Source organism: Nocardioides sp. CFH 31398 (assembly GCF_022436705.1).
GTDB lineage: Bacteria > Actinomycetota > Actinomycetes > Propionibacteriales > Nocardioidaceae > Nocardioides.
The window spans coordinates 21,080-37,298 of record NZ_JAKUHT010000029.1 but is presented as its reverse complement, the minus strand read 5'-3'; the positions used below and the strand labels follow the sequence as shown (position 1 = coordinate 37,298).

Genomic DNA, 16,219 nt, shown 5'->3' with positions numbered 1-16,219 from the left:
CCGTCCCGTGAGGCGGGGAAGGAGGTCGGGGTGGCCGGAGTGGTCGGAGTCCCCACCGAGCTCGACGAGCACGGCCGCGCCGTCATGGACGCCCGCGACGTGTCCCGGGCGCTGACCCGGATCGCGCACGAGATCCTCGAGCGCAACCGCGGCGCCACCGACCTGGTGCTGCTCGGGCTGCCCACGCGCGGCGTCCCGCTCGCGCGTCGCATCGCGCAGCGGATCGAGGCGGTGGAGGGCGCCCCGGTCGCCACCGGGTCCCTCGACGTGACCCTCTACCGCGACGACCTGCGCCGCCAGCCCACCCGCGGCGTGCACCACACCGAGGTGCCCCCCGGCGGCGTCGACGGCAAGGTCGTCGTGCTCGTGGACGACGTCCTGTTCTCGGGGCGCACGGTCCGCGCGGCCCTCGACGCGCTCGCCGACCTCGGCCGGCCGGCCGCCGTCCGGCTCGCGGTGCTCGTCGACCGCGGCCACCGCGAGCTGCCGATCCGCGCCGACCACGTCGGCAAGAACCTCCCGAGCGCCCTCGCCGAGCGGGTCGGCTGCCGGCTCGAGGAGACCGACGGCCGCGACGAGGTGCTGATCGGATGAGGCGACACCTGCTGAGCGTGGACGACCTGACCACCGACGACGTCGCCGTGCTGTTCGCCACCGCCGCGGAGATGCACGACGTCCAGCGGCGGGCGGTGAAGAAGCTGCCCGCCCTGCGGGGCCGCACCGTCATCAACCTGTTCTTCGAGGACTCCACCCGGACGCGATCCAGCTTCGAGATCGCGGGCAAGTGGCTCTCGGCGGACACCATCAACATCACGGGCAAGGGGTCCTCCGCGTCGAAGGGCGAGAGCCTGCGCGACACCGTGCTCACGATCGCGGCGATGGGGGTCGACGCGCTCGTCGTCCGCCACGGGGCGAGCGGCGCCGCGCAGCGGATCAGCGAGTGGGTGGACGCGTCGGTCGTGAACGCCGGCGACGGCACCCACGAGCACCCGACCCAGGCGCTGCTCGACGCCTACACGCTGACCCGCCGCCTCGGTGACCTGGCGGACCGGCACGTCGTCCTGGTCGGCGACCTCACCCACAGCCGGGTGTTCCGCAGCAACGTCCGGTTGCTGACCCGGCTCGGCGCCCGCGTCACCGTCGTCGCGCCGCCCACCCTGATGCCGTCGGGCGTCGAGGCCTGGGCGAAGCAGGACGGGTTCGCCACCTCCTGGGACCTGGACGCCGCGCTGCCCCACGCGGACGCGGTGATGATGCTGCGGGTCCAGCGCGAGCGCATGAGCGGCGGGTTCTTCCCGACCGCGCGGGAGTACACCGTCGGCTACGGCCTGACCCGTGACCGCCTCGCCCTGCTCGGCGACGAGGTGCCCGTGCTGCACCCCGGCCCCATGAACCGGGGCCTCGAGATCGCCGCGGACGCCGCGGACGCCGCCCAGTCAATGGTCCTCGACCAGGTCTCGGCCGGCGTCGCCGTCCGCATGTCCGTGCTCTACCACCTGCTCGCTGGGGAGGAACCCGCGTGAGTGAGACGACCGACCGGCCGCTCCTGGTGCGCGGTGCGACGCTGCCGGACGGCACCCGCGGCGACCTGCTGCTGGCCGAGCGGCTCGTGCGTGCGACCGGGTCCGGCGTCGACGCCGGTGCGCCCGGGGACGCCGAGGTGCTCGACGCCGACGGCCTGGTCGCCCTGCCCGGGCTGGTGGACCTCCACACCCACCTGCGCGAGCCCGGCCGCGAGGACGCCGAGACGGTCGCCACCGGCTCGCGGGCCGCGGCGGCGGGGGGCTACACCGCCGTCCTGGCGATGGCCAACACCTCGCCGGTCACCGACACCGCCGAGGCCGCGGAGCGCGTGCTCGACCTCGGGCGCGCCGCGGGGCTCGTCGACGTCCAGCCGGTCGGGGCCGTGACCCATGGCCTGGAGGGCCAGCAGCTCGCCGAGCTGGGGCTGATGGCGCGGTCGCGGGCCGCCGTCCGGGTGTTCTCGGACGACGGGCGCTGCGTCGCCGACGCCCGGGTGATGCGACGGGCCCTGGAGTACGTCAAGGCGTTCGGCGGCGTGGTCGCCCAGCACGCCCAGGACCCCACCCTCGCCGGGCCCGACGCCTGCTGCCACGAGGGCGAGACCTCGGGGCGGCTCGGGCTGCCCGGCTGGCCCGGCGTCGCCGAGGAGACGATCGTCGCCCGGGACGTCATGCTCGCCCGCCACACCGGCTCGCGGGTGCACGTGTGCCACGTCTCGACCGCCGGCACGGTCGAGGTGCTCCGCTGGGCCAAGGCGCAGGGGCTGCCGGTCACCGCCGAGGTCACCCCCCACCACCTGCTGCTCACCACCGACGAGCTCGCCGGCTACGACCCGACGTACAAGGTCAACCCGCCGCTGCGCCCCGCCGAGGACGTCGCCGCCCTGCGGGCCGCCCTGGCCGACGGGACCATCGACGCCGTCGCCACCGACCATGCCCCCCACGCGCGGCACGACAAGGAGCACGCGTTCACCGACGCCGCGTTCGGCATGGTCGGGCTCGAGACGGCCCTGGCGGTCGTGTCGACCGTGATGGTGGCCGGTGCCGAGGGAGGCCCGTTCGGGTGGGACGACGTCGCCCGGGTGATGTCCGCCAACCCGGCCCGCATCGCCGGCCTGGCCGGCCAGGGCCGTCCGCTGGCCGTGGGGGAGCCGGCGAACGTCGTGCTCGTCGACCCGTCGGCGCGGGTCAGGGTCGACCGGGACGCGACGTACTCGCTGTCGCGCAACAACCCCTGGCACGGGCGCGAGCTCGTCGGTCGGGTGCGGGCGACCGTGCTGCGGGGCCGGGTCACCCACGCGGTCTGACCGCGGCCCGACGGTCGGGGACGACCCCGGTCGGGTCAGGGGCGCACGAAGTCCAGCCCGTTGACGTAGGCGTCGTACTGCGACAGGTGCCCGCCGGTGGACGGGACGCGGAAGCGGGAGAAGACGGCACCGGCCTCCGGGTCGACGGTGACGAGCCGGACCGGGTTGGCGTCGGGGGAGTGGAAGGCGCCGAGGAACGACGCGACCCGGTTGCCGTGCACCCCGGTGTCCGTGCGGTACGCCGCGGCGCCGGTGTGGCCCGAGAAGACGAGTTTGATGTTGGCGTGCTGCGAGACCAGCTGCTGCCACAGCTGCTGCGGGCTGGTGTCGCCGTACTCGGCGGACGTGGCGATGGAGCCGTCGTCCGCGAGGTAGCTGTGGGTGGCGATGACGACGTTGCGTCGCGGGTGCTGGGCGACGACGCGGTTGGCCCAGGCCACCACCTCGGCGCGGGGCCACGGCTCGAGGCTCAGCACCATCCACCGCAGCCCGCCGGCGTCGAAGCGCCGGTAGGCGTTGGCGATCGAGTCCGCCTCGAAGCGCCCGGCGAAGCCCCGCGCGAACGCCTCGTCGGTCTCGTCGGTCCGTCGGAGCAGCGCGGCGTCGGTGCACGCGGCGGCGAACCGCTGCGTGCACTCGGGGTTCTGCACGTAGGGCAACCGGCCGTAGCCACCCTGCCCGTCCCACCCGTGCCGGCGGCTGTCGTGGTTGCCGAGCGCGAGCTGCCACGGGACGCCCGCGGCGCCCAGCACCTGCATGGCCGCCTTGGCCCGCGACAGCTGCTCGGGCGCCGCCCAGCCCCAGTTCGCCACGTCACCGGTGTGCAGCACGAAGCGCAGGTCGTCGGCGGCGGCACGGTCGGCCAGCCAGCGGGTGCGCTGGGCGAAGCGGCCGTCGTCGGCGCGGACCACCTCGTCCTGGGTGTCGGGGATGACGGCGAGGGTGAAGCGCGGGTCGTCCTCGGGGTCGGCGGCGACTCCGGGCGTGGCGGAGCCGAGCAGGAGGCCGAGGGCGAGGGTGGGGACGGCCAGGACGGCCGCGAGGCGGGGGAGGGCCATGACCCCACTGTCTCAGCGGCCATCGACGCCGCGGGAGGGGGTCTCGGCGCCGGCGCGGTCCGGTGCAGCCATGGCCACCAAGTCGATCAGATGACTACACTTTGGTCATGGCACGACGCCGCGGCCCTGACTTCTTCCTGATCGGCGCCCCGAAGGCGGGCACGAGCGCGCTGCACAAGGCGCTGGAGCAGCACCCCGGGCTGTTCCTGTCCCGCCCGAAGGAGCCGAAGTACTACATGTGCGGCGACTCGCCGCCGCCGGCGTACAAGGGCCCGGGCGACGCCCACAGCAACCAGGAGTGGGTCTGGCAGCGCGAGCGCTACCTCGCCCTGTTCGACGGCGCCCCCGAGGGCGCGCTGCGCGGTGAGAGCACGCCGTTCTACCTGTACAACCGCGACGCGCGGCGCCGCATCGCCGCGGACAACCCCGACGCGAAGCTCGTCGCCGTGCTCCGGGACCCGGTCGACCGGGCGTACTCCAACTGGATGCACCTGTGGATGGACGGGCTCGAGCCCCGGTGCGACGTCGTCGAGGCCGTGAAGCGCGAGCAGTGGCGCATCGACCAGGGCTGGGCGCCGTTCTGGCACTACTCGTCGCTGGGCATGTACGGCCGGCAGCTGGCGGACCTGTACGACCACGTCCCCGCGGACCAGGTGCTCCTGCTCCGCTACAAGGAGCTGGTCGCCTCGCCCGGACCGACCCTGCGACGGGTCTTCGACTTCCTCGGCGTCCCGCCCGTCGAGATCGAGACCATCCCTGCCGACAACTCGCGACCCTTCGTCGAGGACGGTCTGCGCACGAGGCTCCTGGGCCCCGTCATCCGCGCCGGGGCGTGGGCGGGCCAGTTCGCACCGCCGCAGGCGTGGCGCAGGGCCAGCAGCCCGCTGGTCCGTCAGCTCCAGCGCAGCGGCGAGGGCGGTCGCCCCAGCCTCACGCCCGAGCAGCGCTCGCTCCTCCTCGAGCCGCACCGCGAGGACATCGCGCTGCTGACCGAGCTGACCGGGCAGGACTTCTCCGAGTGGCTGCTGCACCGCGACGGCGGGTCGTTCGCCACCCGCCAGGCGGAGGAGCAGCAGCGGGTCGGCCAGGCCGGCTGAGCCCGGCCGGGTCCGCCCCGCGCCGGGGCCTCACCAGCCGGTGAGGATCCCCGTCACCAGGTCGTGCGCGCCGTCCGGGCGTGCGATCTCCGCGTAGCAGCGCAGGCGGCCGTCGGGCAGCCGGACCGTCGCCGCGTACCGCCAGGCGCCGTCGGAGTCCTGGGAGGCCAGCGGCTGCGTCGTCCGGCTCGTCAGCGCCGAGGCCGGGCCGGCACCGGGCTCCCCGGTCGCGACCCCGCAGCGCTCGTGCCAGTTGTCCTCCTTGCGGGGGCGCCCGTCGTACAGGACGACGAGGGGGTCGAGCGACACCACCGCGGTGACCCGGGCACCCCGCGCGTCCCACATGCCGGACCGCGGGGAGAGGACGGTGCCGTGCCGCGTCCAGGCCAGGCCGTCGGAGCTCGAGTGGTACGACGTCGACATGCGGTCCTCCTCCCCGGTGTCGGTGAGGGGGTGGTCGCACGACCAGAGGTGCCAGCCGCCGGCGTCGTCCACCGCGACGACGGGGTCCTTGACGCCGACGGTCTCGTCACCGGGCAGGGTCACGGTGCGGCGCCCCCGGGGCAGCTCCTCGACGGTGTCGGCGTCGAGGGCCTCCACCCACCAGTGCTTCGAGCCGGGGGTGGCGCACGACAGGTAGAGGCGCCAGCCGCCGTCCGGACGCCGCAGCACGACGGGACGCTCGAAGGACTCCGCCCCGAACTCGTCCCGCTCGACCTCGCACACGGTCTCGAAGGCGACGCCGTCCGGCGACGCCGCGACGACGACCGCGACCCCGCGGCCCTCCGTGAGCGGGCGGCGGACGCGGTAGGTGAGGTAGGTCACGCCGTCGACGAGGACGGCGGACGCGGCCCCGCTCCAGTTGCCGGGGCCCGCGTCGGGCGCGGGGACGACCACGCGCGGCTCGTCGAGGAAGGGCAGGCCCAGGTCGAGGACGGTCATGGCCGAAGTGTAGTGAAACGGTCAGGAATGGGTGGGTCGCCGCGCTGGTAGGGTCGCGCCGACCGACATCCTTTAACTGGCCGTCCCGTGAGGCGGAGAAGGAGGTACGGCGTGGTCTCGCCTGCGATCCTCGTGCTCGAGGACGGACGCACGTTCACCGGGGAGTCCTACGGCGCCGAGGGGGAGACCTTCGGCGAGGCCGTGTTCTCGACCGGCATGACCGGCTACCAGGAGACGCTCACCGACCCGAGCTACCACCGGCAGGTCGTCGTCATGACGGCCCCGCACGTGGGCAACACCGGCGTCAACGACGAGGACCCGGAGTCGCGTCGCATCTGGGTCGCGGGGTACGTCGTCCGCGATCCCGCGCGCCGCCCGTCGTCCTGGCGTGCGAACGCCTCGCTCGACGACGCCCTGCGCGAGCAGGGGGTGGTGGGCATCTCCGGGGTCGACACCCGGGCGCTCACCCGCCACCTCGCGAGCGCGGCGCATTGCGGTGGGGCATATCCTCTCCGACCACCGACGCCGCCGCGCTCCTGGAGCGCGTGCAGGCGTCGGCGCCGATGGCCGGCGCCGAGCTGGCGGGGGAGGTGACCACCGCCGAGCAGTACGTCGTCCCCGCCGAGGGCACCGCCCGCCTGCGCGTCGCCGCGCTCGACCTCGGCATCAAGGCCAACACCCCGCGGATGCTCGCCGCCCGCGGCGTCGAGGTGCACGTGCTGCCCGCGACCGCCTCGCTGGACGACGTCCGCGCCGTCTCGCCCGACGGGCTCTTCTACTCCAACGGCCCCGGCGACCCGGCCGCCACGACCGACCAGATCGCCCTGCTGCAGGGGGCGCTCGACGAGGGTCTGCCGTACTTCGGGATCTGCTTCGGCAACCAGCTGTTCGGCCGCGCGCTCGGCTTCGGCACCTACAAGCTCACCTACGGCCACCGCGGCATCAACCAGCCCGTGATGGACCGCACCACCGGGCGCGTCGAGGTCACCGCCCACAACCACGGCTTCGCGGTCGACGCGCCGCTGGACGCCGTCACGGCCACGCCGTACGGCGCGGCGAGCGTCAGCCACGTCTGCCTCAACGACGACGTCGTCGAGGGCCTCGAGCTCCGCGACGACGCGGAGAGGCTGCGGGCGTTCTCGGTGCAGTACCACCCCGAGGCCGCGGCCGGGCCGCACGACGCGGCGTACCTGTTCGACCGGTTCTGCGACCTCATGGGAGGTGCTCGCTGATGGGCAAGCGCGACGACATCTCCAGCGTCCTCGTCATCGGCTCCGGGCCGATCGTCATCGGCCAGGCCTGCGAGTTCGACTACTCCGGCACGCAGGCGTGCCGGGTGCTGAAGGAGGAGGGCATCCGGGTCGTCCTGGTGAACTCCAACCCGGCGACGATCATGACCGACCCCGAGTTCGCCGACGCGACGTACGTCGAGCCGATCACCCCGGCGTACGTCGAGCAGGTCATCGCCCGCGAGCGCCCCGACGCGCTGCTGGCGACCCTGGGCGGGCAGACCGCGCTCAACTGCGCGATGAACCTCGCCGCCGAGGGCATCCTCGAGAAGTACGGCGTGGAGCTCATCGGCGCCTCGATCGACGCGATCGAGAAGGGCGAGAACCGCGAGACCTTCAAGCGGATCGTCGAGGACCTGCCCCCCGAGTGGGGCGCCGAGGTGGCCCGCAGCGCGATCTGCCACTCGATGGAGGACTGCCTGGCCGGGGTCTCCGAACTCGGCTACCCGGTCGTCGTCCGGCCGAGCTTCACGATGGGCGGCGCCGGCTCCGGCCTGGCGTTCGACGAGACCGACCTGCGGCGCATCGCCGGCGCGGGCCTGGCCGCCAGCCCGACCACCGAGGTGCTCCTGGAGGAGTCGATCCTCGGCTGGAAGGAGTACGAGCTGGAGGTGATGCGCGACAAGGCCGACAACGTCGTCATCGTCTGCTCGATCGAGAACCTCGACCCGATGGGCGTGCACACCGGCGACTCGATCACCGTCGCGCCGGCGATGACGCTGACCGACCGGGAGTACCAGCGGCTGCGCGACATCTCGATCGGCGTGATCCGCGAGGTCGGCGTCGACACCGGCGGCTGCAACATCCAGTTCGCGGTGAATCCCGAGGACGGACGCATCGTCGTCATCGAGATGAACCCGCGGGTCTCGCGGTCCTCGGCGCTGGCCAGCAAGGCGACCGGGTTCCCGATCGCCAAGATCGCCGCCAAGGTCGCGATCGGCTACACGCTCGACGAGATCGGCAACGACATCACCACCCGTCCCGACGGGCAGAGCACGCCGGCGAGCTTCGAGCCGACGCTCGACTACGTCGTGGTGAAGGTGCCGCGCTTCGCGTTCGAGAAGTTCCCCGGCGCCGACCCGGCCCTGACGACCCACATGAAGTCGGTCGGCGAGGCCATGGCCATCGGGCGCAACTTCACCGAGGCGCTGCAGAAGGCGCTGCGCAGCCTCGAGCGCCCCGACGCCGTCTTCGACTGGTCGAAGGAGTGGGTCGACCTCGAGAAGGACGAGCTGCTCGACGCGATCCGGACGCCGCACGACGGTCGCCTCAAGCTCGTCATGGACGCCCTGCGCGCCGGCGCGAGCCTCGAGGAGGTCTTCGAGGCCACGCGCATCGACCCCTGGTTCCTCGATCAGCTCAGCCTGATCAACGAGATCGCCGTCGAGGTCACCGCCGCCGACGAGCTCACCCCGACCCTGCTGCGCAAGGCGAAGCGGCACGGGTTCTCCGACGCGCAGATCGGCAAGATCCGCGGCTACACCCCGGACGTCGTCCGCGGCGTGCGGCACGCGCTCGGGATCCGCCCCGTCTACAAGACGGTCGACACCTGCGCGGCCGAGTTCGCCGCGGCGACGCCGTACCACTACTCGTCGTACGACGAGGAGACCGAGGTGCGGCCCCGCGAGAAGCCGGCCGTGGTCATCCTCGGCTCGGGGCCGAACCGGATCGGGCAGGGCATCGAGTTCGACTACTCGTGCGTGCACGCCTCGCTCGCGCTGGCCGACGAGTCGATCCCCGGCGGCGGCTACGAGACCGTGATGGTCAACTGCAACCCCGAGACCGTCTCGACCGACTACGACACCTCCGACCGGCTCTACTTCGAGCCGCTCACGCTGGAGGACGTGCTCGAGGTCATCGCCGCCGAGCAGGCCGCCGGGCCCGTCGCCGGCGTCATCTGCCAGCTCGGTGGCCAGACCCCGCTGGGGCTCGCCCAGGGCCTGGCCGCGGCCGGCGTCCCCATCGTCGGCACGTCGCCCGACGCCATCGACCTCGCCGAGGACCGTGGCGCCTTCGGGCGCGTGCTCGCGGAGGCCGGCCTGGTGGCGCCGCAGCACGGCACCGCCACGTCGTTCGAGGAGGCGCGGCGCATCGCCGGCTCGATCGGCTACCCGGTGCTGGTGCGGCCGTCGTACGTGCTGGGCGGGCGCGGCATGGAGATCGTGTACGGCGAGGAGTCGCTGCGCACCTACCTCACGAAGTACGTCGCCGCCGGGCTCATCGGACCCACGGCGCCGGTGCTCGTCGACCGGTTCGTCGACGATGCCGTCGAGGTCGACGTGGACGCGATCTTCGACGGCACCGAGCTGTTCCTCGGCGGCGTGATGGAGCACATCGAGGAGGCCGGCATCCACTCCGGCGACTCCTCGTGCGCGCTGCCGCCCATCACGCTCGGCGAGCGGGAGGTCGCGCGGATCCGCGAGGCCACCGAGGCGATCGCCCGCGGGGTCGGCGTCCGGGGGCTGCTGAACATCCAGTTCGCGCTCGGCTCCGACATCCTCTACGTGCTCGAGGCCAACCCGCGCGCGTCGCGGACGGTGCCGTTCACCTCGAAGGCGACGGCCACGCCGCTGGCGCGCGCCGCCGCCCGCGTGATGCTGGGGGAGACGGTCGCCGAGCTGCGCGCGGCCGGCGTCCTGCCCGCGACCGGCGACGGGGGCACGCTGCCGCCCGACCAGCCGATCGCGGTCAAGGAGGCCGTGATGCCGTTCAACCGGTTCCGCACCCCGGACGGCGCCCAGATCGACACCGTCCTCGGCCCCGAGATGAAGTCGACGGGCGAGGTCATGGGCGTCGACGCGAACTTCGGCCGCGCCTTCGCCAAGGCCCAGACCGCGGCGTTCGGCCCGCTGCCGACGTCCGGCCGGGTCTTCGTGTCGATGGCCAACCGCGACAAGCGGTCGATGATCTTCCCGGTGAAGGTCCTCGCCGACATGGGCTTCGAGATCCTCGCCACCGAGGGGACGGCGGAGGTGCTGCGGCGCAACGGCGTCCCGGCCACCGTCGTCCGCAAGCACCACGAGGGCGAGGGACCGGACGGCGAGCCGACGACCGTGCAGATGATCACGAGCGGCCAGGTGCAGCTCATCATCAACACGCCGTACGGCTCGGCGCAGGCGAGCGCGGGCACCGAGAACGCCCGCCTCGACGGCTACGAGATCCGCACCGCCGCGGTGATGTCGAACGTCCCCTGCCTCACCACCGTCCAGGGCCTCGGCGCCGCCGTCCAGGGCATCGAGGCCGCCCGGCGCGGCGACATCCAGGTCGAGTCCCTCCAGGGCTGGGCCGCCCGGCTGGGTCGCTAGGCACGTCGAGTCGGCACGTCTGCGGAGGCTGAGGACGCCGAGTCGGCACGTCTGCGCAGGCTGAGGACGTCGAGTCGTCACGTCTGCGCAGGTCGGGGCGCTGGCGGGGAGTCGCGGGCACAGACGTGCCGACTCGAGCTCCGTGCGGTGCAGACGTGCCGACTCGGGCCGTGTGGGCTGCGCAGACGTGCCGACTCGAGCCGTGTGGGCTGCGCAGACGTGCCGACTCGAGCCCTGTTCGGTGCGCAGACGTGCCGACCCGGCGGGCGTCAGCGGGCGGGGTGGCCGGCGGCGAGCTGGGTGGTGCGGAGGGCGGCGAGGGCGAGCGCGACGCCGCTGAGGACGACGGGGGGCCAGAGGACGCCCACGGACGGCGTGAGGACGGTCAGCAGCAGCGGCAGGCCGAACCCGACGTAGGTGACGACGTAGAAGAAGCCGGTCAGGACGCCGCGCCGGGCGGGCGGGGCGAGGGACTCGACGTCCAGCAGGCCCTCCCGCAGGCAGAGGCCGTAGGCGGCACCCATCACGACGCACGCGGTGACGAACAGCGGCAGCCCCACCGTGGAGCCCCCGGCGGCGAGCAGCGCGAAGCCGAGCGCGGAGAACAGCAGGCCCACGACCCCGGCCCGCGGCCCGAAGCCGCGGCGCCGCGCGAGCGTCTGCACCGCGATCCCGCTGCCCAGGGACAGGATGGCCGAGACACCCATGAGCAGCGGGCCGTCGAGGTCACCGGGCAGCCGCGGCGTCAGGGTCACAAGGACGACGGTCGCGCTCGCGAACACCACGATCGCGACGGGCACCGACCAGGCCAGCGTCACCCCGACGCCGCGGTGCGCCTCGACCGGCGGCGGCGCGGGTGAGTCGGCCGTGCGACGGACGGGCCGGGGCGTCACCGGCACGCTCCACCGGACGGCGGCCGCGACGGCCGCCAGCGAGAGCACCAGCGACAGCCCGAAGGGCAGCACGAGCGGCAGCGGCAGGAACTGCGCCACGACCCCGGAGGTCAACGGACCGAAGCCGAAGCCGGCGGTGAGGAACACCCCGGCGAGGACGGTCCCGCGGGTGCCGCCGAGATCCCCGGCCCAGGCCGTGCCGGCCCCGGTGGTGAGCCCGGCGCCGAGACCCACGACGAAGCGGCCCAGCAGCAGACCCGCCGGCTCGTGCCAGGTCAGCAGGACGACGGTCCCGCACGCCGCGAGCAGCGCCCCGGGCAGGACGACGGCCGGGCGGCCCCACCGGTCGGAGAGACCGCCGCCGAGGAAGAGGCCGGGCACCAGCCCCACGGCGTACAGCCCGAAGACGGCGTCGATCAGCGTGACCGACAGGCCCTCGCGCCCGGTCAGGACCGGGATGGTGGCCGAGAAGTGGTTCGCCGCCCAGCCGGTCGCCAGCAGGACGCCGAGCACACCGGCGAGGGCCCGGGAGTCGCGCACGCGGCGCATCCTCGCAGGTCGGCTCGCCTCCCCGCCCTGTTAGCCTCACCGCAGCCCGCCGAGCGGCGGGGCTCTCGGGGGTCAGCATCGCGAGGAGGGCCGGAGGCGTGAGCACGTACCGCCGCCTCTTCGACGTCGTCGCCACCCGCATCGACGCCGAGCGCGCGCACCGGGTCGGGTTCGCCGCCGTCCGCGCCGCCCGTCCGGTGCTCCAGCGGGCGCCCGTCGCCCCCTCCGGCGCCCGCCCCGTCACCGCCATGGGGCTGCGCTTCTCGCACCCCCTGGGCCTCGCCGCCGGCTTCGACAAGAACGCCGTCGGCGTCGACGCGCTGGCCGGCCTGGGGTTCTCCCACGTCGAGGTCGGCACCGTCACGGGACGCCCGCAGCCGGGCAACCCGCGACCGCGGCTGTTCCGCCTCCCCGCCGACCGCGCCGTCGTGAACCGGATGGGCTTCAACAACGAGGGTGCCGAAGCGGTCGCCTCCCGGCTCGCGCTGCGCGCCGCCCGTCTCGCCCACGCCGGACGCACCCCCGACGTCGTCCTCGGCGTCAACATCGGCAAGACCAAGGTCGTCGCCGACGACGAGGCCGTCGCCGACCACGAGCTGAGCGCCGGCCTGCTGGCGCCGTACGCCGACTACCTCGTCGTCAACGTCAGCTCCCCGAACACCCCGGGCCTGCGCGACCTGCAGAACGTCGAGCGGCTCGAGCCCATCCTGGCCGCCGTACGACGTCGCGCGGACACCGCGACCCCGCACCGGACCAGCCCGCTGCCGCTGCTGGTGAAGATCGCGCCCGACCTCGCCGACGAGGACGTCGAGGCCGTCGCCGACCTCGCCGTCGCCCAGGGGCTGGCCGGGATCGTCGCCACCAACACCACGATCGCGCGCGACGGGCTGCTCAGCCCGCCCGCGGACGTCGCCGCCGCCGGGGCCGGCGGCCTGTCCGGCGCACCCGTCGCCGCCCGCTCCCGGGAGGTGCTGCGCCTCCTTCACCGCCGTGCCGGCGACCGCCTCACGCTGGTGTCGGTCGGCGGCATCGCCGACGCCGCCGAGGCCTCCGAGCGGCTGCGCGACGGTGCCACGCTGCTGCAGTCCTACACCGGGTTCGTCTACGAGGGCCCGGCGTTCGTCCGCCGTACCGTCGCGGGGCTGGTCCCGTGAGCACCGCCACCGGGTCGACCACCGCGGGCGGCGCCCCCGACACCCCCACCGGTCCGCGTCACGTCACCGGCGAGATCCTCACCACGAAGAAGGTCGGTGCCTACCAGCACCTCACCCTCGCCGTCCCCGACGTCGCCGAGCGCGCCCGCCCCGGCACCTTCGTCGCGCTGCCCGCCGGTGAGGGCCGCCTCGGACGGCGCGCCTTCTGGATCCGGGGCGTCCGCACCGTCGGCGGCTTCGGCAGCGCCGTCGAGGTCGTCGTCGACCCCGTCGGCCCCGGCAGCCGGTGGCTCGCGGCCCAGCCCGCCGGCACCCGGCTCGAGGTCACCGGCCCCCTCGGACGCCCGTTCTCCCTGCCTCGCGACCCGGTCTCGTGCGTCCTGGTCGGCGAGGGCTACTCCGCCGCCTGCCTGTTCCCGCTGGCGTCACGGCTGAAGGAGCGCGGCTGCACCGTCGTCATCCTCCTCGCCGCCGCCGACGAGTCGCGCCTCCTCGCGGCCCTCGAGGCCCGCCGCACCGCCCGGTCCGTCACGGTCGTCACCGGCGACGGCTCCGTCGGTCGCGCCGGGGCCGGGTCGTCGCTCGCCGACCTCGTCGGCGCCGCGCTGCCCGAGGTGCTCGCCCGCGCCGAGGCCGACGTCGTGTACGCCGCCGCCCCCGCCGCGACCCTCGCACGGGTCGCCGGGGCCGCCGAGGACGCCGGCGCGTGGAGCCAGACCGCGCTCGAGCAGCCCGGTCCGTGCCTCACCGGACTGTGCCAGGGCTGCGCCGTCCCCGTCCTCGGCGAGGACCGCGTGGTGCGGATGGTCCGCGGCTGCACCGAGGGACCCGTGCTCCGCGGCGACCGGGTCCGGTGGGACTCGCTCGGCCGTGTGCCCACCGAGACCGCCGAGACCGCCGGGGGAGGCGCCGTCTGATGGGCCGCCACGTCGCCACCGTCGACCTGCCGGGACCGGTCCTCACCGCCGCCGGCTGCGCCGGGACGGGCCGCGAGCTCGCCGCGTACGGCGACCTGTCGGCCCTCGGCGGCTTCGTCACCCGCACCATCACGCTGCGCCCCCGCCCCGGGGGACCGCTGCCGAGGGTCGTCGAGTCGCCCTCCGGGCTGCTCCACGCCGTCGGCCTGCAGAATCCCGGCCTCGACCGGTTCCTGGCCACCGAGCTGCCCTGGCTCGTCCGGGCCGGCGCCAGGGTCGTGGTCTCGATCGCGGGGGAGACGGTCGCCGAGCACGCCGAGCTCGCCCGCCGCGTCGGGCAGTCGCCCGGCGTCGCGGCGGTCGAGGTCGACCTGTCCGAGCCGGACCCCCTCGACTGGGGCCTCGTCGAGACCCGTGAGCCGATGGCCTCGGGCCTCGTCGCGACCCGCATCGTCGCGACGTGCCGGCGCGAGCTGCCGCGCGACGTCCCGGTGCTGGCGAAGGTCCGCCCCGACCCGCTGCGCGTCCTCGACCAGGCCCTCGCCCTCGTCGAGGCGGGCGTCGACGGCCTCGTGGTCGGCCACTCCCTGCCTGCCCTGATGCCCGACGGCCGCCACGCCGGGCTCAGCGGCCCGTCCCTGTTCCCCGTCGCCCGGCGCTGCGTCGCCGAGGTCCACGCCGGGCTGCCGACCCTGCCGGTGATGGGGTGCGGCGGCGTCGCGACCGCGGACGACGCCCGCGCGATGCTCGCCGCGGGTGCCGTCGCCGTCCAGGTCGGCTCCGCGCTCCTGGCGGACCCGACGACGGCCCACCGCATCAGCGCCGAGCTGGCCGCCGAGCCCGCGGGCGGCGACGGGGCGGCGGACGGGGCGGGGGTGCCGGCGTGAGGTTCGGCGCACGGCTGCACACCGCGCTGGGCGAGCGGGGCCGGATGTGCGTGGGCATCGACCCCCACCCCGGCCTGCTGGCCGCGTGGGGCCTCCCCGACGACGTCACGGGCCTCGAGCGCTTCGCGCGCGACGCGGTCGCCGTCCTCGGCCCGCTCTCGCCCGTCCTCAAGCCCCAGGCGGCGTTCTTCGAGCGCTTCGGCAGCGCCGGGGTCGCCGTCCTGGCACGCACCCTCTCCGACGTCCGCGCCACCGGGGCGCTCGCGCTGCTCGACGCCAAGCGCGGCGACATCGGCTCCACCTCCGCGGCGTACGCCGACGGGCTGCTCGACCCCGCCAGCGACCTCGCGGGCGACGCCGTCACCCTGAGCCCCTACCTGGGCCTCGGCTCGCTCGACCCCTTCGTCGAGGCCGCCCGGACCCACGGCGCGGGGCTGTTCGTCCTCGCGCTCACCTCGAACCCCGAGGGCGCCGCCGTCCAGCACGCGCGGGGCGACGACGGCCGGGCGGTCGCCGTCACCGTCCTGGACGGCCTCCGCGAGCTGAACCGCCCCGAGCTCGCCGACGGCGCCGCGCTGGGCTCGTTCGGCGCGGTCGTCGGAGCCACCGCCACGCTGCCCGCGGGCGCGGACGCCGGGGTCCTCGACGTCGGGGGACCCCTGCTGCTGCCCGGCGTCGGGGCGCAGGGCGCCGGCGTGGCCGACGTACGCCGCCTCGTCGGCGCCGCCGCCCGGGCCGCCCTGCCCACCACCTCCCGCGAGGTCCTGGCCGCCGGGCCCGACCCGGAGGCGCTCGCGGACGCCTGCCGCGCCGCCCAGGCGCAGGCGGCGGCGCTGGCCGAGCCGTGAGGCCCCGAGGTCCGGCGGTGGCCGGCCTGGCCCTCGCCGGCGTGCTGCTGCTCGCCGGCGGCTGCGCCGACGCGACCGAGACCTACTGCGACGCCGTCGCCGACAACCAGGACCGCCTGGGCGAGATCGCCGAGTCCGGCGACGCCCTCGCCCTGTTCGAGGCGCGCGACGTCTACCGCGAGCTCGCCGGCGACGCACCCGAGGACATCACCGACGACTGGGACCTCGTCCTCGACCGCATCGACGTCCTCGAGACCACCCTCGACGAGGCCGACGTCGACCCCGCGACGTACGACCCGCGGGACCCGCCCGCCGACCTCGACGACCAGGAGCGGGCCCGCATCCGCCAGGCCGCCGACGACCTCGCCGCGCCCGAGACCGTCCAGGCCATGGACGACCTCGAGCAGCAGGCCCTCGACGTGTGCGGGACCCCCCTCCGGCTGTGACGCG

At 74.9% G+C, this 16,219-nt stretch carries 13 protein-coding genes and 1 pseudogene; 11 read left to right on the top strand and 3 right to left on the bottom strand.

Annotated elements, in window-relative coordinates:
* Positions 1-39 precede the first annotated feature (39 nt).
* From pyrR to MJ876_RS18850, 3 genes are read left to right on the top strand one after another with little or no spacing between them, the layout of a single operon-like run.
* Positions 40-594: a bifunctional pyr operon transcriptional regulator/uracil phosphoribosyltransferase PyrR gene (pyrR, locus tag MJ876_RS18860; protein ID WP_374202475.1), complete on the top strand. Its 555-nt coding sequence runs from the start codon at positions 40-42 to the stop codon at positions 592-594.
* A complete protein-coding gene (locus MJ876_RS18855; protein WP_240236696.1) occupies positions 591-1,523 on the top strand; it encodes an aspartate carbamoyltransferase catalytic subunit in 933 nt (310 codons plus the stop codon). Before pyrR ends, MJ876_RS18855 begins: the two co-directional genes overlap by 4 nt.
* Positions 1,520-2,830 carry a dihydroorotase gene (locus MJ876_RS18850; protein WP_240236697.1) on the top strand — a complete coding sequence of 437 codons (1,311 nt, stop codon included), beginning with the start codon at positions 1,520-1,522 and terminating at the stop codon, positions 2,828-2,830. The genes MJ876_RS18855 and MJ876_RS18850 overlap by 4 nt, the downstream gene beginning before the upstream one ends.
* Before the next feature lie 35 nt (positions 2,831-2,865).
* Here the strand turns inward: MJ876_RS18850 and MJ876_RS18845 are convergent, their stop codons facing one another.
* On the bottom strand, positions 2,866-3,888 hold the full coding sequence (locus MJ876_RS18845) for a metallophosphoesterase (RefSeq protein ID WP_240236698.1): 1,023 nt from the start codon (positions 3,886-3,888) through the stop codon (positions 2,866-2,868).
* Between the two features lie 107 nt (positions 3,889-3,995).
* Between MJ876_RS18845 and MJ876_RS18840 the strand changes: the two genes are divergently transcribed.
* Positions 3,996-4,985 (top strand): sulfotransferase, encoded by a 990-nt coding sequence (locus tag MJ876_RS18840; protein ID WP_240236699.1) that lies wholly within the window; start codon positions 3,996-3,998, stop codon positions 4,983-4,985.
* 30 nt (positions 4,986-5,015) lie between these two features.
* On the opposite strand, the gene MJ876_RS18835 is transcribed toward MJ876_RS18840, so the two are convergent.
* A complete protein-coding gene (locus MJ876_RS18835; RefSeq protein ID WP_240236700.1) occupies positions 5,016-5,927 on the bottom strand; it encodes a hypothetical protein in 912 nt (303 codons plus the stop codon).
* Positions 5,928-6,014: 87 nt separating this feature from the next.
* Between MJ876_RS18835 and carA the strand changes: the two are divergent.
* Together carA and carB are read left to right on the top strand one after the other, a co-directional pair.
* Positions 6,015-7,159, top strand: a pseudogene (carA, locus tag MJ876_RS18830) (glutamine-hydrolyzing carbamoyl-phosphate synthase small subunit).
* On the top strand, positions 7,159-10,521 hold the full coding sequence (carB, locus tag MJ876_RS18825) for a carbamoyl-phosphate synthase large subunit (protein ID WP_240238819.1): 3,363 nt from the start codon (positions 7,159-7,161) through the stop codon (positions 10,519-10,521). Before carA ends, carB begins: the two are co-directional and overlap by 1 nt.
* Positions 10,522-10,790: 269 nt before the next feature.
* Here the strand turns inward: carB and MJ876_RS18820 are convergent, their stop codons facing one another.
* Entirely contained in the window at positions 10,791-11,954 is a 1,164-nt protein-coding gene (locus MJ876_RS18820) for an MFS transporter (RefSeq protein ID WP_240238817.1), read from the bottom strand.
* Between the two features lie 107 nt (positions 11,955-12,061).
* Here MJ876_RS18820 and MJ876_RS18815 point away from each other — a divergent pair, with 107 nt between their 5' ends.
* The 5 genes from MJ876_RS18815 to MJ876_RS18795 are packed head-to-tail and all read left to right on the top strand — an operon-like array spanning position 12,062 to position 16,215.
* A complete protein-coding gene (locus MJ876_RS18815; RefSeq protein ID WP_240238816.1) occupies positions 12,062-13,117 on the top strand; it encodes a quinone-dependent dihydroorotate dehydrogenase in 1,056 nt (351 codons plus the stop codon).
* Positions 13,114-14,034: a hypothetical protein gene (locus tag MJ876_RS22375; RefSeq protein WP_240238814.1), complete on the top strand. Its 921-nt coding sequence runs from the start codon at positions 13,114-13,116 to the stop codon at positions 14,032-14,034. The genes MJ876_RS18815 and MJ876_RS22375 overlap by 4 nt, the downstream gene beginning before the upstream one ends.
* A complete protein-coding gene (locus tag MJ876_RS18805) occupies positions 14,034-14,921 on the top strand; it encodes a hypothetical protein (RefSeq protein WP_240238812.1) in 888 nt (295 codons plus the stop codon). The genes MJ876_RS22375 and MJ876_RS18805 overlap by 1 nt, the downstream gene beginning before the upstream one ends.
* Positions 14,918-15,769 carry an orotidine-5'-phosphate decarboxylase gene (pyrF, locus tag MJ876_RS18800; protein ID WP_308192625.1) on the top strand — a complete coding sequence of 284 codons (852 nt, stop codon included), beginning with the start codon at positions 14,918-14,920 and terminating at the stop codon, positions 15,767-15,769. Before MJ876_RS18805 ends, pyrF begins: the two co-directional genes overlap by 4 nt.
* Positions 15,770-15,786: 17 nt before the next feature.
* Positions 15,787-16,215, top strand: a complete 429-nt coding sequence (locus tag MJ876_RS18795) for a hypothetical protein (RefSeq protein ID WP_240238810.1) — start codon at positions 15,787-15,789, stop codon at positions 16,213-16,215.
* Positions 16,216-16,219: the final 4 nt, after the last annotated feature.

Bases quoted from the DNA above. Each gene is read 5' to 3' on its own strand.
- MJ876_RS18855 (WP_240236696.1), top strand. From the start codon at position 591: ATGAGGCGACACCTGCTGAGCGTGGACGACCTGACCACCGACGACGTC.
- MJ876_RS18845 (WP_240236698.1), bottom strand. From the start codon at position 3,888: ATGGCCCTCCCCCGCCTCGCGGCCGTCCTGGCCGTCCCCACCCTCGCC.
- MJ876_RS18840 (WP_240236699.1), top strand. From the start codon at position 3,996: ATGGCACGACGCCGCGGCCCTGACTTCTTCCTGATCGGCGCCCCGAAG.
- MJ876_RS18835 (WP_240236700.1), bottom strand. From the start codon at position 5,927: ATGACCGTCCTCGACCTGGGCCTGCCCTTCCTCGACGAGCCGCGCGTG.
- carB (WP_240238819.1), top strand. From the start codon at position 7,159: ATGGGCAAGCGCGACGACATCTCCAGCGTCCTCGTCATCGGCTCCGGG.
- MJ876_RS18805 (WP_240238812.1), top strand. From the start codon at position 14,034: ATGGGCCGCCACGTCGCCACCGTCGACCTGCCGGGACCGGTCCTCACC.